The organism is Acinetobacter genomosp. 15BJ, assembly GCF_000400715.1.
In the GTDB taxonomy this organism is placed as follows: Bacteria; Pseudomonadota; Gammaproteobacteria; order Pseudomonadales; family Moraxellaceae; genus Acinetobacter.
The window spans coordinates 1,231,655-1,254,228 of the sequence record NZ_KE007347.1; the positions used below are offsets into that span (position 1 = coordinate 1,231,655).

At 41.0% G+C, this 22,574-nt stretch carries 21 protein-coding genes, 1 tRNA gene, 1 pseudogene and 1 riboswitch; of the genes and pseudogenes, 13 read left to right on the forward strand and 10 right to left on the reverse strand.

Annotated elements, in window-relative coordinates:
• The 3 genes from F896_RS08315 (at position 1) to F896_RS08305 (ending at position 2,975) form a co-directional block, all read left to right on the forward strand.
• Complete coding sequence (locus F896_RS08315) at positions 1–879, forward strand: ABC transporter ATP-binding protein (protein ID WP_016163981.1); 879 nt, start codon at positions 1–3, stop codon at positions 877–879.
• Between the two features lie 91 nt (positions 880–970).
• Positions 971–2,059, forward strand: coding sequence for an isopenicillin N synthase family dioxygenase (locus tag F896_RS08310; protein ID WP_016163982.1), 1,089 nt, complete (start codon positions 971–973; stop codon positions 2,057–2,059).
• A 37-nt stretch (positions 2,060–2,096) separates the two neighbouring features.
• The gene (locus tag F896_RS08305) at positions 2,097–2,975 is read left to right on the forward strand and encodes a Vgb family protein (protein ID WP_016163983.1); all 879 of its coding nucleotides are present in this window, start codon (positions 2,097–2,099) and stop codon (positions 2,973–2,975) included.
• Between the two features lie 67 nt (positions 2,976–3,042).
• On the opposite strand, the pseudogene F896_RS0119910 reads toward F896_RS08305, so the two are convergent.
• The 9 genes and pseudogenes from F896_RS0119910 to glyA all read right to left on the reverse strand — a co-directional run bounded on the left by F896_RS0119910 (position 3,043) and on the right by glyA (position 12,601).
• Positions 3,043–4,064: pseudogene (locus F896_RS0119910) on the reverse strand (ABC transporter substrate-binding protein).
• 58 nt (positions 4,065–4,122) lie between these two features.
• On the reverse strand, positions 4,123–5,154 hold the full coding sequence (locus F896_RS08300) for an ABC transporter substrate-binding protein (RefSeq protein WP_016163986.1): 1,032 nt from the start codon (positions 5,152–5,154) through the stop codon (positions 4,123–4,125).
• An 81-nt stretch (positions 5,155–5,235) separates the two neighbouring features.
• The gene (locus tag F896_RS08295; RefSeq protein ID WP_016163987.1) at positions 5,236–5,673 is read right to left on the reverse strand and encodes a CopG family ribbon-helix-helix protein; all 438 of its coding nucleotides are present in this window, start codon (positions 5,671–5,673) and stop codon (positions 5,236–5,238) included.
• A gap of 10 nt (positions 5,674–5,683) precedes the next feature.
• Positions 5,684–5,800, reverse strand: a complete 117-nt coding sequence (locus tag F896_RS21450) for a hypothetical protein (protein ID WP_016163988.1) — start codon at positions 5,798–5,800, stop codon at positions 5,684–5,686.
• Positions 5,801–5,974: 174 nt separating this feature from the next.
• Positions 5,975–9,580, reverse strand: coding sequence for an urea carboxylase (gene uca / locus F896_RS08290; RefSeq protein ID WP_016163989.1), 3,606 nt, complete (start codon positions 9,578–9,580; stop codon positions 5,975–5,977).
• A gap of 9 nt (positions 9,581–9,589) precedes the next feature.
• A complete protein-coding gene (locus F896_RS08285) occupies positions 9,590–10,234 on the reverse strand; it encodes an urea amidolyase associated protein UAAP2 (RefSeq protein WP_016163990.1) in 645 nt (214 codons plus the stop codon).
• A 16-nt stretch (positions 10,235–10,250) separates the two neighbouring features.
• Complete coding sequence (locus tag F896_RS08280) at positions 10,251–10,988, reverse strand: urea amidolyase associated protein UAAP1 (RefSeq protein ID WP_016163991.1); 738 nt, start codon at positions 10,986–10,988, stop codon at positions 10,251–10,253.
• A gap of 46 nt (positions 10,989–11,034) precedes the next feature.
• Positions 11,035–11,136, reverse strand: a riboswitch (guanidine-I (ykkC/yxkD leader).
• On the reverse strand, positions 11,122–11,304 hold the full coding sequence (locus tag F896_RS20820; RefSeq protein ID WP_016163992.1) for a hypothetical protein: 183 nt from the start codon (positions 11,302–11,304) through the stop codon (positions 11,122–11,124). (Overlaps the previous riboswitch by 15 nt.)
• Before the next feature lie 43 nt (positions 11,305–11,347).
• A complete protein-coding gene (gene glyA / locus F896_RS08270) occupies positions 11,348–12,601 on the reverse strand; it encodes a serine hydroxymethyltransferase (RefSeq protein ID WP_005313196.1) in 1,254 nt (417 codons plus the stop codon).
• 163 nt (positions 12,602–12,764) lie between these two features.
• On the opposite strand from glyA, the gene F896_RS08265 reads away from it, so the two are divergent.
• Entirely contained in the window at positions 12,765–13,592 is an 828-nt protein-coding gene (locus tag F896_RS08265) for a DUF695 domain-containing protein (RefSeq protein ID WP_016163993.1), read from the forward strand.
• Between the two features lie 51 nt (positions 13,593–13,643).
• On the opposite strand, the gene F896_RS08260 is transcribed toward F896_RS08265, so the two are convergent.
• Positions 13,644–14,882 carry an alpha/beta hydrolase gene (locus F896_RS08260; RefSeq protein WP_016163994.1) on the reverse strand — a complete coding sequence of 413 codons (1,239 nt, stop codon included), beginning with the start codon at positions 14,880–14,882 and terminating at the stop codon, positions 13,644–13,646.
• Between the two features lie 243 nt (positions 14,883–15,125).
• Here F896_RS08260 and F896_RS08255 point away from each other — a divergent pair, with 243 nt between their 5' ends.
• From F896_RS08255 to mltB, 9 genes are all read left to right on the forward strand, one after another.
• Positions 15,126–15,809: a putative quorum-sensing-regulated virulence factor gene (locus tag F896_RS08255; RefSeq protein ID WP_004654019.1), complete on the forward strand. Its 684-nt coding sequence runs from the start codon at positions 15,126–15,128 to the stop codon at positions 15,807–15,809.
• A 149-nt stretch (positions 15,810–15,958) separates the two neighbouring features.
• Positions 15,959–16,546, forward strand: a complete 588-nt coding sequence (locus F896_RS08250; RefSeq protein ID WP_016163995.1) for a hypothetical protein — start codon at positions 15,959–15,961, stop codon at positions 16,544–16,546.
• 125 nt (positions 16,547–16,671) lie between these two features.
• Positions 16,672–16,747, forward strand: a tRNA-Arg gene (locus F896_RS08245).
• Positions 16,748–16,886: 139 nt separating this feature from the next.
• The gene (locus F896_RS08240; protein WP_016163996.1) at positions 16,887–17,819 is read left to right on the forward strand and encodes an ABC transporter ATP-binding protein; all 933 of its coding nucleotides are present in this window, start codon (positions 16,887–16,889) and stop codon (positions 17,817–17,819) included.
• A complete protein-coding gene (locus F896_RS08235; protein WP_016163997.1) occupies positions 17,819–18,592 on the forward strand; it encodes an ABC transporter permease in 774 nt (257 codons plus the stop codon). Before F896_RS08240 ends, F896_RS08235 begins: the two co-directional genes overlap by 1 nt.
• Positions 18,589–19,404: an NADPH-dependent 7-cyano-7-deazaguanine reductase QueF gene (queF, locus tag F896_RS08230; RefSeq protein ID WP_016163998.1), complete on the forward strand. Its 816-nt coding sequence runs from the start codon at positions 18,589–18,591 to the stop codon at positions 19,402–19,404. Before F896_RS08235 ends, queF begins: the two co-directional genes overlap by 4 nt.
• Positions 19,405–19,437: 33 nt before the next feature.
• A complete protein-coding gene (locus tag F896_RS08225) occupies positions 19,438–20,097 on the forward strand; it encodes a hypothetical protein (protein WP_016163999.1) in 660 nt (219 codons plus the stop codon).
• Between the two features lie 154 nt (positions 20,098–20,251).
• The gene (rodA, locus tag F896_RS08220) at positions 20,252–21,394 is read left to right on the forward strand and encodes a rod shape-determining protein RodA (RefSeq protein ID WP_016164000.1); all 1,143 of its coding nucleotides are present in this window, start codon (positions 20,252–20,254) and stop codon (positions 21,392–21,394) included.
• 19 nt (positions 21,395–21,413) lie between these two features.
• Complete coding sequence (mltB, locus tag F896_RS08215) at positions 21,414–22,415, forward strand: lytic murein transglycosylase B (protein WP_016164001.1); 1,002 nt, start codon at positions 21,414–21,416, stop codon at positions 22,413–22,415.
• Positions 22,416–22,574 lie beyond the last annotated feature (159 nt).

The following is a 22,574-nucleotide window of genomic DNA, read 5'->3' on the forward strand; positions in this document are numbered from 1 at the left end:
ATGACTGATCTTTTTGATGCTAAAGCATATTTTGAGCATATTTATACGCGTCCCGTAATGTTGGAAACCAAGCAACTAACGCAAATTTTTCAGCATGGCACATCTGAACGAACCGTACTGAATCAGATTGATTTGCGTATTCATAAACGTGAGTTTGTCTGTGTGATTGGTCCTTCAGGTTGTGGAAAATCAACCTTAAGCCGAGTGGTTGCAGGCCTAGATGACTACCACAGTGGTGAAGTTCTAGTTGAAGGGCAAAAGATTAAAGGCCCAAGTTCGGAACGTGGCATGGTGTTTCAAGGCTATACCTTATTTCCATGGAAAACCGTCAAAGAAAATGTGATGTTTGGCCCCTTAATGAAAGGTATCAGTCAAACCCGTGCCGAAGAAATGGCACGTGAATGGATCAATATTATTGGCTTAGAAAAATATGAAAATCAGTTCCCGCATGAGCTTTCTGGTGGGATGAAACAGCGTGTCGCCATTGCCCGTGCCCTAGTCAATGAACCCAAGATTTTACTCATGGATGAGCCTTTTGGCGCACTTGACCCCTACACCCGACAAAAAATGCAAAAGCATCTCATGGACTTGTGGCAAAACATTGATATCACTATTTTATTTGTCACGCATGATATGGATGAAGCCATTTTACTGGCAGATCGAATTGTAGCCTTAAAAGCCAATCCTGGGAAAGTCAAAGAAATTATCGAAGTCAATTTACCACGCCCACGAAGCATGGAATTGATGCAGTCGCCTGAATTTAAACAACTACGGCAGCGGGTTGATCTGTTGGTACATCACCAAGAAGAAGCGGTAGATCCCGCTTTGCAGGATTTACCTCAGATTCCACGTATGACACCTGTCAGTCATAGTGACTAACAACGATTAGATATGAAGCTTCAGGACGACCTGTATCAACAGCTTAAAACTAAAGGTTGGACGACCAATCTTGGAAAAGTGAGCACGATCTATGAATGATATAATTACAGAAGAAAAACACACGCTTTCCAATCGAGCATTTGACCATATACCAGTCATCGATATCACTGGTTTATATAGTGCTGATCCCGCCATTCAACAAAAAGTGGCAGATGAACTGGGTTATGCTGCTGAACATGTCGGTTTTTTCTATATTACAGGCCATCATATTCAAAAGGCACAGATTGATAAGTTAAAGTCCCAAGCAAAAGCTTTCTTTGCTCTGCCGACAACAGAGAAAATGAAATACTATGCAGGAAATTTCGGTATTAAACATCGGGGCTATGTCCCGCCTGGTGAAGAACGTACTGAGATGCAAAATAGTGTAGAGATCGATAGAAGCATCAATAAAACCGATAATAAAGAAGCCTTTGATTTAAGCTGGGACCTCCCAGAAGATGATCCTGATGTAGTTGTGGGAAAACCAATGCATGGCAGCAATGTCTGGGCAGATCTTCCAAATTTTAAAACAGATGTTGATGCATATTATCAGGCCATCATTCAATTGGGACGCACCTTACTCCGTGGTTTTGAATTGGCATTAGGACTCAACGCAAATGATCTAAATCGTTTAGTCAATAAGCCAACTTCTCAGCTACGCTTAATGCACTATGCCTACAATCCTGATATAGAAGATACACTTGGCTTTGGCGCACATACAGATATGGAACTGTTCACAATCTTATTGCCAACAGCACCCGGACTAGAAGTCGTCAACTCGGAAGGAAAATGGATTGATGCACCACCAATTGAAAACGCATTCGTCGTTAATATTGGGGATATGATCGAAGCACTCAGCGGAGGACGATTTATAGCGACCTCTCATCGGGTAAGGAAGGTCAGTGAAGAACGTTATGCTTTTCCTTTATTTTTTGCTTGTGACTATGATGTTGTCATTCAACCCCTCCCTCAATTTGCAACACCTGAAGCTGTGAAAAAATATCCCCCAGTGATCGCAGGCCAACATCTTTTTGAAGTCAGCGCCAAAGTCTTTGGTTATATGCAAAGGATGATTCAACGTGGTGAGATCACGTTAACGGGACCAAATCTAAACTTTGGTAAACATTCTCATAATGAATAAGCCTCGTTTTGCATAATTTTTTGATTTAGAGGCATATATGAAATATGTGTATATGGAAGAAGTCGCCCTACAAAGTCGAGATATTGCTGGTTTTATTGATTTTGTAACCACAGATCACCAGTTTGTTTGGGCGACGAATCAAAACACTTTACAAAAATTCTCTTTTGATCAATTTACCCCTATCTATCAAGCAGCAGTCCCAACTGCTGCTGGTATTCCAGTTTATGCTTTTGATTCAATTTGGGTCGCAAGCTTATCCACTCAGTCCATTTACCGTGTCGATGCAGATTCAGGTCAAGTACTTAGTGTTATTCCAACTGGTTTAGCAGATTTAAGTGGTGAATTTAGCTTAGCTGCTGACCCCAATGGTGTCTGGGTTGCTTGCGCGAATGGTTTGATTTGCCAAATTGACCCAGTCAATAATCGCATCTCTCATCACGTCCAAGTCTTAGCCGAGTCATATAATCTTTGCTATGCTTTTAATTCACTTTGGCTCACCAATCCCAAACAGAACAGCGTTCAAAGAATCGATCCATTCACTAAACAAGTCAGCCACTGTATTCTGGTTGACCAACAACCATGGTTTCTCTGCGCCAGTAAACAAGCGATTTGGACACTGAATCAAACACATGGCACAGTCAGCCAAATTGATCCTCATTCAAACTTGTGCATCAAAACCATTCAACTACCTCCATTGGCATGCGGTGATGGTGGCGATATACATGCAAGTCATGGCAAAATCTGGATTCGCACCACCCATATTCCGCTGATTGAAATAGATGAACACTCAGGAGTAATTTTAAGGGTTTTTCAATATGAACAAGCAGCAGGAAGCGGTGCAATTTGCACTTGCGACCATCTATTATGGATCACGGCACACGACATTGATAAGCTTTGGATCATTCCAATAAATTAAGCCTATTTCACCAACAACCAAAGGCTGAATAATCAGCCTTTATTTTCGTCATCAAAACTGGAAAAAATTATGGCAACTCCTCAATCAGATTCGGATTAATTAACTGATCAACCACTGGACTTTGGGCATATAGACCCTGTCGAAGATTAAATTGGTTGACGTAGTAAGAAGCACCATAAATCGAATCAAACCCCGATCCTTTCTGAAAAATACGTTTATTTTCAGCAAGATTAAGTAGCTTTGTTCCTTTCATAATCCGCTCGTATGCAACTGGATTAATCGAAGCGCGTTTCGCCATGAGATGAATCGCATCCTGACGGGTAGCAGGATCATTAATATAATTCACCGTTCTATCCCATATCTGAATGATTTTTTCCATTCCTCTCTATGTTGTTGCAAATGTACTTGATTCACCGACAACGTATCGTAAATCAGTCCAGGTTTTTTACTGGAGTCATAGATAATTTTCGCATCGGGAACACTCGCCAAAGCTTGATGCGCGATCGGCTGCCACAAGGCGATCGCAGCAATATCAGAAGATTGAAAAATTTGTGGAAGCTCATTGGTTGCTGCATTGGTGACTTTGACATCCTTAGGATTAAGACCCGCGTCCTGCATCGCTGTAGTAAATAGTAAATCGCTGACCAAGCCTTTTTCCAATGCAATCGTTTTACCTTTTAAATCCTGTAATGAAGTTATGCCTGATTTCGCAATGATGACATCATTCCCTGCAGAATAATCATGCGCCATGATAATGGCAGGGCGAGCACCACCTGTCGACAAAATAAAGTTATCACCGTTCGCCACTACAACTGCATCAAGTTTATTTGCCATAAATGCTTGTAATGATGCTGAATAATCAAACCATTTCAATTCAACATTTAGACCTGCCTCTTTAAACCATCCCTTATCTTGAGCAATTTGCCAAGCCAAAGAACCAGGCCACTCACTATAGGCAATCGTAATAGGCTGATCTTTTTGAGGGGCTATACTGTCTTTATTGGGTTGTGGAATCTTGGCGGTATTATCACAACCTACAAATAAAATCGCAGAACAAAATAATATAGGCAGATAAGTCTTATTTAACATTCAACAACTCCATCATCTCTCTGGAATTACAGTAGCCCCTTATTTATAAAAAGATTCTTTATTTCAACTCATCCACCAAAGCTGGATAAATCAAGCCATCTACATCGACTTCAGTTTTATAAATGCCGTTACTGACATTGAATTGATTGACGTGATAAGTCGAACCATAAATCGAGTCAAAGCCTGTACCTTTCTGGAACACTTTCTTATTCGCAGCAATATCCAGTAAATGCGTCCCCTCAATAAATTGCTCATATTGCTGAGGGTCAACACCGACACGGTTGGCCATGATTTTTACGGCATCAGCATGCGTTGCAGGGTCTTGGATATACTTCACCGTTTTATCCCACACTTGAATCAGCTTTTTCCAGTCTTCTTTATGCGTTGATAAATGACTTGGATTTACCGCCAAGGTATCGTAGATCAAGCCAGGTTTATCCTTGGAACTGTAAATAATCCTGGAACCTGCAACGGCTTTTAGGGCTTGATTGGCAACAGGTTGCCAAACTGCAATTGCAGCAATATCCTGACTGCTAAACACTTGAGGCAGTTCATTGGTCACTGAATTGACCAGTTTGATATCTGAAAATGGAATCTTGGCATCGGTCAAAGCTGTCGATAATAGCAGGTGATCGACCAAGCCTTTTTCCGTTGCGATCGATTTCCCTTTTAAATCCTGAATGCTGTTAATACCATTTTTGGCAATAATCACATCATTACCCGCAGAATAATCTGTGACCATAATGATCATGCCCTTGCTTCCCCCCGAGGCATTCACCAAATTATCGCCATTGGTAATAAACACCGCATCCAGTTGATTGGCAGCAAAGGCAGAAATTGAAGCTGAATAATCGAACCATTTAAAGTCAACATTTAAGCCTGCATCTTTTAACCAGCCCTTTTCAATCGCCACTTGCCAAGCCACCCAACCCGGCCAATCACTATAACCAATCGTCATTGGAGTCGTTGACGTCACGTCTTTGGCCTCGGTCGCTTTCTCCGCTGTTGGCACCTTGGCCGAATTATCACAAGCTGTAAGGAGCAGCCCAAACAGAACTGAAACGGATAAAGTTGCTATTGCTTGCTTCATAATCACCCCATATCTTTTTTGAAAATTTTGCCCACATCTAAACCACGTGTTTAGCGACCATACGAATGCAGTCGTCGCTTGCTATTCATTTTGCTGTAAGGGTGGCATCACGGCATCCATGAGTTCCAGATGCCCTTTAATCACCCCTTTTAAGGCAGTAAATTGCTGACTAATCTGTTTAAGATCATTACTGCCACCTTGTAACAGCATGACTTCCAATATTTTTTGTTGATCCAGTTGAATATGTAATGAACTGATCACCTGTTCTAAAAATTTTTGCTGTAAATCCAACAGCTGCATACGCAACGGCATACAACTGGCGTCATACAACAAGGTTAGTGTGCCGACCATGACTGCATTTTTCTGTGCCTGTTCAGCAATTAAATGCTTATTGATCATGTCAACAATCGCCTGAGAGCGACTTTCATAATGCTCTTCGACAATGGTTTGATCTAAGGCTTCAACCGTCTTTTCAGGGACGGTAATACTGATTCGAGTCAGTTTAGGACGCGCATTCATAATGATCAGACTATTGCTTAGAAACTTGGTTTTGCTTTACATACAGACCTGCTCGGACGCTAAGTAAATTGGCAAAACAGCGCATCGTAATTTTTAAATACTGAATTAGGATTGATTGCTTTTTCATAACCACCTCAGCTTTAGTAATACAAAATTTATAATTCGTAATATTTAATGCAGTATCTATGCCAGTTTTTTAGCCAAATAAAGTAGAAAAACCGGTGTGAATTGCTGAATAAATGCACATAAAAAAAGCCCGATGTTTCATCATAGGGCCTTTTCTGCATCATGAATTTGATTGCTATACGGCAGGTGCTAGCGTGAATAATGCCTGTCCTGTTTTTACCGTTTGCGCTTTATCAATCAAGATACTGTCGACTTTCATTTTAGCAGGCGCAAGGATTGGGATTTCAATTTTCATTGCTTCAATCACAGCCAAGGTTTCACCTTCTTCGATAATATCTCCCACGGTACATTCAATTTTCCAGACCGAACCCGGCATATGTGACTCCACAATCATGCCACCACTTGGAACTGTTATTTCTGAATCATCCAGTACCGCATCCATACTTTCAGAAACATATTCAGCCAAACCTGCTTCATGCCATCGACGGCGCTCGTCTTCAAAATTGCTTTGTTGAACCTGTTTAAAGGCCTGAATACTACTTTCATTTTCTTTCAAAAAAGCATTGTAGTCTTTGAGATTAAGTACCCCTTCTTCAATCCGTAATTGCAAACGTCCTGCTTTAAAGTCTTCACGCATTTCCAATAATTCAGGCTCAGATACTTCATAAAAACGGATCTGGTCAAAGAATCTGAGCAACCACGGCTTGTGCGGTTCAAAATTCGGATTTTGACGATAACGGCTCCACACCTGTGTGGTACGCCCTACAAATTGATAGCCACCCGGCCCTTCCATGCCATAAACACACATATAAGCCCCGCCAATTCCGACCGCATTTTCAGGTGTCCATGTTCGGGCAGGATTATATTTGGTGGTGACTAAGCGATGTCTCGGGTCTAGCGGTGTGGCAACAGGTGCACCCAGATAGACATCACCCAAACCCATCACCAAATAAGCGGTGTCATAGACCACGTCTTTTACTGCTTGCTTAGATGCAAGACCGTTAATACGGCGAATGAACTCGATATTATCTGGACACCACGGTGCATCTGGACGAACCAATTGCGTATATTTTTCGGTTGCAAGCTGCGTTTGTGAGTCTTCCCAAGCTAACGGCAAATACACAGTTCTAGACGGTACCTGCATATTTTCAATATCAGGTAATTCACTTTCAGCCACTTGTAACAAGCGGAGTAAATCCAGTTGCTCTAAGACCGTCGAATCATAATGGATCTGCAAAGAACGAATGCCTGGAGTCAGATCAATGATGCCCTGAATATTTTGTTGCTGCACCCATTGCATCAAGGCATGAATACGAAAACGTAAATTGAGATCTAAGACCAGTTCACCATATTCAACCAACAGATATTGGTTGCCTGCGGGACGATAGCTCACCGTCGGTTTATCCGCGCCTTGATCCAAAGTCGCCAACACCGCATTTTTTAAAGTGACAGGCTCTGCTTTAAATATCGGTTCAAAATTAAGCTGTGATGTGGTTTCATCCTGTAAGGTGGATTGATAGCGTTGTTCTAACTGTTGCGCCTGTGCATAGCTGACAGGAATAAATCTGACTTTATCGCCTGCTTTGAGTTGTCCTAATTTCCATAACTCTGAGTTAATCACCACCGCAGGACAAACGAAGCCGCCTAAACTCGGGCCATCAGGCCCTAAAATAATCGGCATATCTCCAGTGAAATCAATTGCACCAATCGCATAGGCATTGTCATGGATATTCGATGGATGTAAGCCTGCTTCGCCCCCATCAATCCGTGCCCATTCAGGTTTCGGTCCAATCAAGCGAATACCAGTACGACTCGAGTTAAAATGAATCTCCCAGTCTTGATCAAAAAACATGGCAATATCATTCGGCGTAAAGAAATCAGGTGCACCATGCGGGCCATACATGACCGCGATTTCCCATTCAGTTTTAAAACTTGGGATTTGCTCAGGTTTTAATGCAACTGTTTGCTCGGTTTTCGCCTCAGTGATTGGCAACATATCACCAATGAGTAAGTTACGCCCTGCATGACCACCAAATTGCCCCAAGGTAAATGTTGCTAAACTGCCCAAATACGCAGGCAGATTAAATCCATGTTTAATCCCAATATAACTGCGACAACCCGTACTGATACGACCGCATTTTAACACCTGACCTTTACGCACATTGATGCTTGACCACATCGCGACAGGTTGACCATCTAGACTGGCCTCCATCTCACCACCTGTGATGGCAATCTGACTATCACAATGAAACTTTAATGTCGGTCCAAGTAAGGTACATTCTAGTCCCGAACTGTTAAATGCATTACTCAACAATTGATTGGCAACATTCAAGCTCAATGCATCCATCGCACCAGAAGGCGGAACTCCGACATCCCAATAACCCAAGCGTCCTTTTACATCTTGTACCGCAGTTTGAATCCCTGCTTGCAGCACCTCTATTTTCTGGGTCTTCCACTCAAAACGATTCAAGAAACGGGTGGTCTGTGTGCCTTGCTGAAACACCTCACCCGCGATAATTTCCTGTAAGTACTCGAGATTGGTTTCAATCCCTGCAATTTCCGTATTACTTAGGCTATTTTGCATGGCAGCAATTGCTTGCTCTCGATCTGCTGCCGTCACAATAATCTTTGCAATCATCGGGTCATAGAATGAAGAAACATTCGAGCCTGTTTCTACCCACGTTTCCACCCGTGATTGAGCGTCAAATTTGACGCTGGTCAATAAGCCTGCGCTGGGTTGAAAGTTTTTGATCGGATCTTCAGCATATAAACGCACTTGAATCGAATGACCTTTAGGTGCAGCAATCTGTTGCGGTGCTTGCCAATCTCCACCGGCCAAGGTCACCATCCATTCGATCAGATCAACGCCATAAACCTGTTCCGTCACCCCATGTTCCACTTGTAAGCGTGTATTCACTTCTAAAAAGTAGAACTGCTGTGTGTCGGTATCCATCACAAATTCAACTGTACCCGCGGAACGATACTGCACCGACTGCATCAATTGAATGGCAACCTGTTGAATATAATTGCGTTGCTCACCATTCAAATGTGGTGCGGGTGTTTCCTCAATCACCTTTTGGTTACGGCGTTGTACGGAACAATCTCGCTCACCAAGTGCAATGACAAGGCCCTGACCATCTCCAAAAATTTGCACCTCAATATGACGGGCATTTTCGACAAACTTTTCCAGATACAATCCCGCATCTTTAAAATTCGCCTGTGCCAGATACGAAACGGTTTGATAGGCTTCTTTTAATTCCTGTTCATTCCAAACCAGACGCATACCAATACCGCCACCGCCTGCGGTGCTTTTCAGCATCACGGGATAGCCAATCTGATCGGCCTGAAGCAATGCATCATCCAAGTCGATGAGCAACTGACTGCCCGGTAGCAAGGGCACATTGTTTTGAATTGCCAATTCACGTGCGGTATGTTTTAGACCAAAATCACGCATTTGCTGTGAGGTTGGGCCAATAAATGCAATGCCTTGTTGCTCGCACAGATCACAAAATGCGGCATTTTCCGATAAAAAACCATAACCAGGATGAATCGCTTCGGCCCCAGTGTGCTGTGCTGCGGCAAGGATTTTTTCAATATTTAAATAGCTTTGCTGTGCAGCTGAATCACCGATAAAAATCGCTTCATCAGCCAAACTGACATGTAAGGAATCCCGATCCGCTTCGGAATAGACAGCAACAGATTGAATCCCAAGTTCTTTTAAGCTACGAATGACACGACAGGCAATCGCCCCACGATTGGCGATGAGTACTTTTTTAAACATTATGCCCCCTCACACGTCACGTATAACAAGTTGGATTTTTGTCGGGTTATAGGCATTGCAAGGATTATTCAATTGCGGACAATTCGAAATCAGAACGATCAGATCCATTTCCGCTTTGATCTCGACATATTTACCCGGCGCCGAAACTCCATCTTCAAACTTTAAATGGCCGTCTGCAGTCACAGGCACATTCATAAAAAAGTTAATATTGGGCCCAATATGACGGACATTGAGCTGATGCTTTTTGGCAATCGGATGCTGTGCCAAGGCATACATGAAATTATTACGGCAACTGTGCATCGGATATTTATCATGTGCATAACGTACCGTATTGCTTTCACATGAACATGCGCCCCCTAAGGTGTCATGTCTGCCACAATTATCATCGACAATGCTGGCAATAGGACGGGCAAAATTACTAAATAAGGTCGTTCCTTTTTCTAAATAAAGCTGCTGATTTTGTACTAAAGTATCGGTCGCGCTATAACGCTCTTCGGCATTGTTGGCACTAATAAATAAGGTATCCACTGCTTGGTTCCCTTCCAGATCAATAATGCGGAAGTACTGACCTTGCTTCACTTCGCCCATCCATGCTTCGCCTGCAAGGCAAATTTCGTCTAAAACAATCTGTTCAATCTTTGCTGATGCTGTCATTTTCTCGCTCCCTACCTTAATTCGACAATGCGTAATAGCGTGTGTTATTGGCAAAACCACGCTGATTTTGAGCGCATGAATCCCGACAGACATCCTGTTCAGTTAAGGCATTGGCTTTGAATAGGCGAAGTTGGATATCGGCAGGTTGATAATGTGCGGATGAGTCGAGTGGATGTGGTGCCGCAGAAAGAAAAACCAGACAATCCATTTCAAAGCGCAATTCGATCTTTTGCTGTTGATTGTCGTCTGTGACATAACTTAATCGGCCATGATCATCGGGCTGGACTTTTGAAAATAAATTCACCGTCGCGCTCAGATCTGCTTGGCCTAGACCAAACTTGGTCAATTCCACCAATAAACTATCCAAACCATTTTGATGCATGTCATTACGCGCATCTTGAAAGTTTTTTTTGCCAAAATTTTGTGCAATGTGCTGTGCGGTACTCGGGCCACAAAACACATCATTCCAGCCATGTTGATCTTGAATAATGGAGGCCATCACACGGCCCAGATCTGAGTACAAAACATGCCCTGTCGAGAGAAAAGCCGTATGTTGTGCTTTCAGGCTATCGGGCATATTAAAGTGCTCGAGCTTGTCATCGGCATTGACGCAGTATAGAGACACATTGGCATCATGCCCCAGTGCTTCCAGTTGTAAAACTGCCCCACGTTGAATGCGACTAGACCAATGATGCCCACCAGGCAACATTTCTTGCCACAGTATTTTATTGTCGTGATAGAACGATTGATTCATAACAAACCTCTTGCGGATGCTTAACCTCGTTATGGCAATATGCCTGTCCTCCCGGGCTTTTATCCCTCCGTGTAGTTCTATCGAACCGTTATCTCTCGGACCAGTCATGTATCAGTACAGACACATCGGAACCCTAGACAACTTTATCTATCTTGTTATGAAGCAAAAGACATGCCAAATAAGTAATACGATTTTTCATATTCGTAATACCTAAAGAATCATTTTTAGCTTGTTCAAAGTGCAGTTTTAAAAAGAAAGCACCAATATGATGCTGTGAGATTGGAATGATTGATATTTTTAGGTTTTCTTTATCCATAAAAAAAGCGCCTTACGGCGCTTTTTTTTAGATATACAAAAAATTAGTTTGCATATACAGGGAATTTTGCACAAACAGCTTCAACTTTAGCTTTTACGTCAGCGATAACTTTCTCGTCACCTTTGCTGTCGATCACGTCAGCGATCCAACCTGCAAGTTCACGTACTTCAGCTTCGCCGAAACCACGAGTCGTGACTGCTGGCGTACCAATACGGATACCAGAAGTGACGAACGGAGAACGCGGGTCATTTGGAACCGCATTTTTGTTTACAGTGATGTGCGCTGAGCCTAACCAAGCATCAACTTCTTTACCCGTTACATCTTGTTTAATCAAAGACAATAAGAATAAATGGTTTTCTGTACCGCCAGAAACAACATCATAACCACGTGCAATTAATACTTCAGCCATTGCTTGCGCATTTTTCACAACTTGTTGCTGGTAAGTTTTAAACTCATCAGACATTGCTTCTTTGAAACAGATTGCTTTAGCAGCAATCGCATGCATCAAAGGACCACCTTGGTTGCCTGGGAATACAGCAGATTGAAGTTTCTTCTCGATTTCTTCATTTGCTTTAGCAAGGATTAAACCAGAACGTGGACCACGAAGTGTTTTATGCGTTGTCGTTGTTGTTACGTCTGCAATTTGCACTGGGTTAGGATATACACCCGCAGCAACTAAACCAGCAACATGCGCCATATCAACAAAAAGGTATGCACCTACTTTGTCTGCGATGTCACGGAAACGCTGCCAATCAACAATTTGACTATATGCAGAGAAACCAGCAACGATCATGCGTGGCTTGTGTTCCAATGCTAGACGCTCTACTTCTTCATAATCAATTTCGCCAGTTTCAGTATTTAAACCATACTGAACAGCATTATATGTTTTACCAGAGAAGCTTACTTTAGCACCGTGAGTCAAGTGACCACCGTGAGCCAAGCTCATACCAAGAACAGTATCACCTGGATTAAGAAGTGCTAGGTAAACCGCAGAGTTTGCTTGCGAACCCGCATGTGGCTGAACGTTTGCATAGTCTGCACCGAACAACTCTTTTGCACGATCAATTGCAAGTTGTTCAATCACATCCACATATTCACAACCGCCATAGTAGCGTTTGCCAGGATAGCCTTCTGCATATTTGTTAGTAAGTTTTGATCCTTGTGCTTCCATTACAGCTGGTGAGCAATAGTTTTCAGATGCGATTAACTCGATATGTGCTTCTTGGCGTACGCCTTCAGAAGCAATCGCTTGAGCTAATTCTGGATCAAATTCAGCAATAGAGATATTGGCAAACATTAGCGGAGGGTCCTATGAATTAGGGCTTTTAAGCCGTGCTAAAGATTGGTGCATATTGTAGCACGAAGTTTATGGTTTCACAGATTGATATTTATTTAATTATTCGTGAATTTTACTCATCTTACTTGTTATGCTAACAGCTCAAATAAAAAAGGGTATCTGAATGGGATTAATAGATAAATTTTGGCCGAATAAGAATCATACAACCATGAAAGAATCCACCAATCAATTACAAGAAGTTCCAGAAAATTGGGATTTTTATATGTGCGATATAGATGGGCAACCTGCAAGTTATTTTCTCAATCTAGCTTTAACGAGAATTGCACCGATATCAGATAGATCAACCTTACTGAGGGTTGAGATTCAGATGAACCATTCAAGAGAAGATGGCCTATCTTCCAGTGAGGAATTTGATCATCTGATCGAAATAGAGGATCAAATCATTCCTGCACTTACCACAAGACTCCCTACCCTCTATGTTGGCCGTTTGACTCATAATCATTTGAGATATTTTTACTTTTATTGCCAAGATGGAATAGATGTAGACCCTATTATTCATAAAATTATGCAATCTTATCCAGACTATAGTTATCATTTTGACCAAAAAGCTGATTCTAATTGGTCAACCTATTTCGATTATATGTATCCGACTGAAGAAATCATGCAATCCATTTCGAATAGATCTGTCATTGAAAAACTTTTAAACCATGGAGATAATCTTGAAGTTGAACGTCCTGTAGATCACTGGATTTACTTCCAAAGTGACACAGACCGAACTGTTTTTTCAAAAACAATTCAATCTTTAGGCTTTGAAGTTATTCAGCAAGGTCAAGTTGAAGAAAGTGAAAACTTTCATTATCAACTACAAATTTCCAGAAAAGATTCTGTGAATCAACAATCTATTGATGAATGTACTACACAACTAAGTAAATTAGCTCAACAATTTAATGCTAAATATGATGGTTGGGAAACACAGATCATTAGAAATTAAATAAACAGCCCAACTTACCTTGTAAAAAATAAATCGGGCTTATCTCGTCTCTTAATTATTTGCAGGCATCGCCGCTTTTACATCATTCACAATACTAACGATATTCAGCCCATAAGCTGTACCATGATCCCATTCAGTATTGGTTATGTACTGGATTTTTGACCCTTTGTTTTGGGCCGTAGATACCAATGCATCCGTTGCAGCTTTAGGAACTGTTGTATCTTTCGCTCCCTGATAAATGATCACTGGTTGATCCAGTTTCACCTGAGCCGGCTGGGAATCAGTATCCAAGAACGTTTTGACCAAAGGAACTGTCATAAAATTAGTCTGGGTACGTGGATAATTGGTTAAACTATTATTGTTTTTACTCGCATAATCCAACATCGCTGCCCCAAATTTCTGACCTAATACGTCAAAGCAATCTGATTCTGCTTGTTTTGCTATCAAATCAGTTGGAGTTTTAAAAACATTAGCGTAATTAAAACTTGGTTCAATATTTCTTAAACCGGCCGTGATCAAAGCGGTAAATGTATCTAGTTGGGCATACATACCAACTTTTTGCGCTAAAGGTGCATTTTCAACTGACGCATTACCATTCACCAAAATCGCAGCTAAATTAGAGGCAGGCGCCACAGCAACCGTCCCCTTATAGTCCAGCTTAGCACGGCTTTCATATTGTGCTGCACCCAATGCGGCTTGCCCACCTTGAGAATGTCCGACTGTCATCCATTGGCGTGAAACTAATTTACCTTGCCCTGCTAAATAAGATCGTGCAGCAACCACTGCATCTGTAATCGAATAAGCTTCACTTTTTACATTTAGGAAAGGATGCAACTCACGACCGCTTGGCTCTCCCAAACCTTCATAATCAGGTGCAACCACCACATAACCTGCTTCCAAAAATTGGCTAATCATGTTTTGAATAACAGGATTGGTTATATTACGACTTGGTGCACATTGATCAGCAACACCAGTAGTACCATGTGCCCATGCAACAATTTTCCAACCACCTGCTGGTGTTGGCCCACCAGGTACAAATAATAGCGTGGTCGCCATGGTCTCTTTACCATTTTGTCCTAACATTTTATACGTCATGACTGAACTTTCTGCAGCCACGGCACCAAAGTCTGTTTTGGTATAGGCAACAGGCATACCAACCACAGGATTTTTAATATTATTTTCTGGAATGCCTGGCTTCGGTACAAACGAATTATTGTCGTCATCATCATTACAAGCTGTAAGCAACAAACTAGAACTCAGCAGTGCAACCGTTAATAATTTCATATTCATGTCATGTTTCCCTGATTATTATCGTTTTCATTTTAGTGCTTAGTATTTCTTTTACTAAGGCAATTACTTCCATAAGAATGCGCCAAATCCCAAATTGTTCAAGTATTTTTTTATTTTGCTGCTTATTTATTCAAACTCTTTTTTGATAACTAGAAAATTAAATGGCTTCCCCTTCATTCAGCACTGCTTGCTATGAATTTCTTGTAAGATATTCGAATTCTCAACTCAAGCTAGGTCAACTTTATGCAAGCAATCATCTTAGATACTGAAACACATACACTGAATGGTTTGCCGATTGAAATTGCCTATGCCCCAATTGAAATTGAAAATGGAAAGCTCAGTCTCGATAAAAAACAAATTTTTGATCAGCTTTATCAAGTTGGTCAGCCTATTTCCTTTGCGGCGATGGCGGTACACCATATTTTAGAATCCGATCTCGTAGACCAACCTTTTTATAATGAATTTCAACTTCCTGCTCAAACAACTTATATCATTGGGCACAACGTTGATTATGATATTGCAGCTATTGCACGTTGTGGCGTTGATACCTCAAAACTAAAACCAATTTGTACCTTGGCCTTAGCTCGTCGCGTTTGGGAAGATGCTGAGGCACATAATATTTCCGCCCTGATTTATTTAATCTCGAAAGGCAGTGATAAAGCCCGCGAAATGTTGAAAGGTGCGCATCGAGCCGATGCAGACATTATCTTAACCGCCAACATTCTAATGCATATTATTCATCAGCTGAACATTCAAAATATTGAACAACTTTATCTTGCTTCTGAAGACGCCCGTATTCCTAAAAGCATTACCTTTGGCAAACATAAAGGCACTGCTATTCAAGACCTGCCTGCTGACTATATTCAGTGGTTGATGCGTCAGGATGATCTTGACCCATATTTGCGTAAAGCATTAGAAACTAAATGAGTGAAATAAAGGATAAAGTTCTCAATTTTTAGCTTATTTGCCACTTACTTTAAACAAGACAATGATATTTAATAAATTGTTAACATTATTGTCATTTTTTAACTTTATCTTAATCTCCGTCTAGATCTTGATTTGGGGGAGATTAAGAGATGTCACATTTTTTTAAAACAGAGCTTGGGCAAACTGCCCTACAAGAACGCAGTATTGCATTGACAGCACGTCAACGTCGTCTACTACTTTTAATTGATCATGAAGATTTTAAAGAACTGGATCAAGACTATAAGGAAAGGATTGCACCGACTGAACTGGTTCAACAACTGATTGATATGGGACTACTGGCTGAACAAGCAACACCTATTGTTCAAAAAGAAGATGTAGTGCCCGAACTAAAAGCTCATGAGCTCAAAACGCCATCAGACCCCGTTACAACACAAGAAACAATCACAATCGTACCAAAAGCGATTGAAGCTGAATTAAAACCTGAAATCGAACCTGAAATTCTTGAGTTAGAAAAATTACCTTTTGTTGAAATCCAGCAAGTCATGATTCAAACACTCACGACATTTTGCGGTTTGATGGCGCGTCCATTGATACAGAAAATTCAGTCAATTAGTTCTTTACAACAACTCAAAGCCTGCCAAATGCAATGGATAACCTCACTGCAAGAATCACGAATTCCACCGGCTCAACTGAATCAAACTTTGAAATTAATCAATTATTCTGTGCAGCACTTATAGTTAGATATGCAGAATCCCGATAAGTTGAGAATAAAATTGATGTTTTAATAAACAAGAAGCAGCTTTATTGGAAGGTATATATTTACCTGCCTGTATTTTTTGCCTATGATGTGGCACGCATACATGCGCTCATAGCTCAACTGGATAGAGTACAGGTCTCCGAAGCCTGTGGCGTGGGTTCGAGTCCCGCTGAGCGCACCATTGCATCTCCTTCTCTTCTCTATCTCCTCTTATTTTTATAATCGTTCTGTTTTTAACACGCCATAAACCTATTTTTCTACTTGGTTTATTTTTTCATATCGCTCAAAATAGCCGTTCTATTTAACAACGTGAGACGTTTATGACTGATGCTTTGGTGTTGAGCGGTTTGTCCAAAACTTATCGTAATGGTTTTCAGGCGTTAAAAGGGATTGACCTTACCGTACCTGAAGGTGAATTCTATGCATTATTAGGACCTAATGGTGCAGGAAAATCGACAACGATTGGTATCATCAGCTCTTTAACCAAAAAAACATCTGGTTCAGTTGAGATTTTTGGGCATAATTTAGATACCCATCCCTCACATGCAAAACAATGTCTTGGTGTTGTTCCTCAAGAATTTAACTTTGGTCAATTCGAAAAAACTTTCGATATTTTAGTGACCCAAGCGGGTTATTACGGCATTCCGAAGAAATTGGCCGAACAACGTGCTGAACATTATTTAGAAAAGCTTGGCTTATGGGAAAAACGCAATATTCAATCGCGTATGCTTTCGGGTGGTATGAAACGCCGTTTGATGATTGCACGCGCGATGATGCATGAACCCAAACTGCTGATTCTCGATGAACCGACAGCTGGCGTTGATATTGAGTTACGTCGTTCGATGTGGGACTTCCTCACCGAAATGAATGAAAATGGCACATCCATTATTCTTACAACACACTATTTAGAAGAAGCAGAAATGCTGTGTCGTCGTATTGCAATCATTGACCGTGGTGTGATTAAAGAAGATACCTCGATGAAAGGCTTCCTTAATCAGCTGAATGAAGAATCGTTCATTTTTGATTTAGCTGAACCGATCAATGGATTTGATCTCAATATTATTGGTTTTAAATTCAATTTGATTGATCCAGTCACCTTAGAAGTGACTATGGATAAAGCGCATAGCATGAATGATCTGTTCTTATTATTACAGTCACAGAATATCCAAGTCAGCAGTATGCGTAATAAATCGAATCGATTAGAAGAATTGTTCGTAAAAATGGTAGAGAAAAATCTTGCAGGAGCGGATTAATGAATTTCAGTCAATTACAAACCGCTCTCTGGACTTTAGTTGTTAAAGAAATTCGTCGCTTTATGCGAATTTGGCCACAAACCCTGCTTCCACCAGCAATCACCATGAGTTTGTACTTCGTGATTTTTGGCAATTTAGTGGGCTCACGTATTGGTGAAATGGGTGGCTTTAGCTATATGCAGTTTATTGTGCCTGGCTTGATTATGATGGCTGTGATCACCAACAGCTATGCCAACGTTTCCTCAAGCTTCTTTAGTGCCAAATTCCAGAAAAGTATTGAAGAACTGATTATGAGCCCAGTACCCTTACACTTAATCTTATGGGGTTATGTGATTGGTGGTGTTAGCCGTGGTGTATTGGTCGGCTTGATCGTCACGATAATGAGCCTATTCTTTACTCACTTAGAAATTTATAATGTGTTTGTGACTATATATACAGTCATCATTACTTCATTATTATTTTCATTGGGCGGTTTCATCAACGCGGTCTATGCCAAGTCGTTCGATGATATTTCAATTATCCCGACTTTCGTATTGACACCTCTCACCTATTTAGGTGGTGTGTTTTATGCCATTAGTGCACTCAGCCCATTTTGGCAAAACGTCTCTTTAGTTAATCCAATTGTATATATGGTCAACGCCTTCCGTTACGGTATTTTAGGGCACAGTGATGTCAATGTTGCTTTTTCTTTAGGTATTGTGACGCTGTGCTGTGTTGTCCTTTATGCAATTGCCTATCATTTATTAGCTCGTGGTTCAGGAATGCGTGAATGAGTGTTGAACATTCTTTATTGGGTAAAGACACCCAATACCCTACTCAATATCAACCAGATGTTTTATTTCCCATTGCCCGTGCAGAGTCACGTCAGCAGTATTTACATGTTAACGGGATTACGCAGGGTAAAGATTGGTGGCATGTATTTGAAATTTCATGGCTGAATAATCTTGGTTTACCGCAAGTAGCGATTGGTCGTTTGGCATTACCAGCCAGTTCTCCCAATTTAATTGAATCAAAGTCACTTAAACTTTATTTCAATGGGATGAATTTCACCCAATTTGAGTCTCAGCAAACCTTTGTTGAAACCGTTGAACGTGATTTATCCAATGCTGCGGGTGCAAAAGTTGAACTACAACTGTTCCAAGTCGATGATTTAGAGATTTCTAAACCTAAAGGGATTTGTATCGATGATCTAATCCCTGAGTGTTTATCAGAACATCCTGATTCGACTTTATTGCAGCTAGATGCAAGCGTGCAAGATGACGTTGAAATTGAGTTGTACTCACATTTATTGAGAAGCAATTGCCCTGTGACGGGTCAGCCAGACTGGGGTACTGTTTTTATTCGTTTACAAGGTAAAAAACCTTGTTATCGCAGCGTTTTAGCTTATATTATCTCGTATCGTCAGCATAATGGTTTCCACGAACAATGTGTTGAGCAAATATTTGCGGATATTTGGCAACTGTTAAAGCCAGAAAAGCTGATGGTCTATGCAACCTATACTCGCCGCGGGGGCTTGGATATTAACCCATGCCGAGTATCAGATCTGTCATGGATGCCCGAGCCAATTCGCTTGGCACGACAATAAAACGAATAAATTTGATATAGAGGACGTTCTTCAATGACCAGTTATTTCGGGATTCTTCCGTCAGCAAGTTTGAGTCAGGATATTCAACTTGCACAAGCCAACCGTGACAGTAAAGAGCCTCAATACCCTTTACGTGACAAAATTTCTCTACAGCTAACTGATGAGTTAATTGACACCATGTTGGTTCACTTGGTTCAACAATTTCCACCAAGTGACAAACGAGATACTACCGAAGGACTTGCGATTAAAATTCGCGGCATTGTTGAAACTTTAATGAAGCAGCTATTAGGTAAAGCTTCAAATGAACAAGTGCTTGAATCATTAGCATTCATGGAAAAAAGCTTGTTCATTGATAATGAAGGTAAGCAACGTATAGGTACTGTATTACCAGATAGCCTTGTTGCAGAGATGAAAAAGAGCTTTGCAGAAGTCGCTGCTGGAAACGGTAAAGAGCAACGTGATGCTTTAACAAAGCAGTTTAAAGCTTTTGCGGATGCCTTGATCCATCACTTTATGACTGAATTCAACAAAACTCTTGGTCTGGGTATGGTGAAACGTGGCGTTGCCAGCGTTGCGACCAGTGGTGTAGAAACTGCTGTTCATATCGTGATTAAGAAACTGATTCCGAGCTTAAGCCAAGTGGAACTTGAAGTCTTTACCAAGCACTTCGACCAACTTTTGGTACAAAAATAAGCCTAGAATGTTGAGAAAGCGACGATTACCAAATCGTCGCTTTTTTTATTCCAAATTAATCTCTTATAAATGTCACAATTTCTAAATTTGCATTGTCTAAATCAGCGTTTATGTTAGCATTCGCGAAGCGTTGATTTACCTGATTTAGAATCGCATGTCTCCAAGCCCGCAATACAAATTTTTACGTCAAGCACCTCGTGATGGCTTGAGCACTGCCAATCAGCCTTCTCGTTGGCAACAACTGCATATCGACCCATGGCTTTGTCTATTTCTGATTCTAAATGCCATGCTGGGGCTGACTGTCTTATATAGTGCATCCGCACAAGATGTCGGACTGGTCAGTAAACAAGCCATGAGCTTTGGTATCGGTTTTGTGGTCATGTTTAGTTTGGCTCAGATTCCTCCAAAAGTGTATCAGGCCTTTTCACCTTACTTTTACGTATTCGGTGTATTGTGCCTGATTGCTGTCATGGTCTTTGGTGAAGTACGTATGGGTGCTCAACGCTGGATTGATATTCCCGGCTTCGGTAGCGTACAACCTAGTGAGTTTATGAAAATTGGTATGCCAATGATGGTGGCGTGGTTCTTGTCACGTAAAGCATTGCCTCCAAGCTTCTCACAAGTCATTCTGTCTTTATTACTGATTGTGGTGCCTTTTCTACTCATTGCTGAACAACCCGACTTAGGAACTTCTTTATTGGTACTTGCCAGTGGGATTTTCGTGCTTTTCCTCAGTGGCTTATCATGGAAATTGATTGCAGGTGCAGCAGGTGTCGCAGGTGTCATTATTCCGATCGCATGGGAATTTTTACTGCACGACTATCAGCGTCAACGTGTTTTAACTTTATTTAATCCAGAAGCCGATGCACTAGGAACGGGCTGGAACATTATTCAATCTAAAACCGCAATCGGCTCTGGTGGTTTTTCAGGCAAGGGCTTCTTAGAGGGAACTCAATCTCACCTGCACTTTTTACCTGAAGGCCATACTGACTTTATTATTGCTGCCTATTCAGAAGAGTTTGGCTTGATTGGTGTCACCCTGCTAATTCTTCTTTACTGCGCGATTATTTTTAGAACATTCCAAATTGGCTTACAAAGCTTCCATAACTATGGTCGTTTAGTTGCTGGCGCATTTGGTTTGTCTTTTTTTGTTTATGTATTTGTAAATGCAGGCATGGTCAGTGGTATTTTACCTGTAGTAGGTGTGCCTTTGCCGTTCATGAGTTATGGCGGAACTGCAATTATTACCCTTATGTCAACTTTTGGACTGGTTATGTCTATTCATACACATCGATAATGAGGAATTTTATAAACTTATGTTTCTTCCTACTTTGAATAAAACTTTTAAATTTTTAACTTTAAGTGCTGGTTTATTCTTGAGCAGTAATTGGGCACAAGCAAATGAATTTTACAATCACCCTAATTACGTTGCTTTCAAACAAAAGGCAATGACAACCTACGGCTTAAGCAGCGAACAAATCGATGCTGCGATGAGTGGTGCGCGTAATTTACCTAATATTTTGAACATTATGACTCGCCCTGGTGAAAGTAAACCTTGGTATCAATATCGTTCAATGTTTTTAGTTGAAGGGACCATTCAACGTGGTGCACGTTTTAAAAGCCAATATGAAGACGTACTTAATCGTGCAGAACAGCAGTACGGTGTGCCTAAATCGGTGATTCTCGGCATTTTAGGTGTAGAGACAGGTTATGGGGCCAATAAAGGCTCTTTCATCACCAGAGATGCCTTAGCCACGCTTGCCTTTGGTTACCCACGTCGTGCTGACTATTTTAGTGATGAACTCGCCGCTTTAATTTCTTGGACATATAAAGAAGGCTATCCAACCAACAGTATTGTGGGTTCTTATGCGGGTGCAATTGGTTACCCTCAGTTTATGCCAAGTAATATTCAAAAATTAGGTGTGGATTACGATGGTAATGGACATATCGATTTAAGAAACTCTGCTGCGGATGCGATTGGTTCAATTGCCAACTATTTAGCTCAACACGGATGGGAACGTGATCGTCCAATTGGCTTCCCTGCTCGTTACTCAGGTAACAATCCAGATAGCGTGATTGCTAAAGATTTAACCCAGCCAACCCCTTATGGTGAATTGAAAAGATTAGGGATTGCACCACTTGACCCTTTGGTAAAAATTGACGACCTTGATTTAGTCAATGTTATTCAATTACAAGACCAATTCGGTCCAATTTACTATATTACTTATCCAAATTTCCAAGTGATTACCACCTACAATAGAAGCAGAATGTATGCCACTGCAGTGTGGTTATTGGGCACAGAAGCAGCTAGCCGATAGGCTAGCTTTTTTACAAAATTATGAAAAGTCAATAAATTTTTTATTAAAAAAGTGCATATATTCAGCAAAATTTATAAATTGTTACAATATTGATTATTTTTTAACCAGAAACTGTAAGTTTTTGCCCTTTTTGTAACTATTTATCGTTAAGGACTAGAC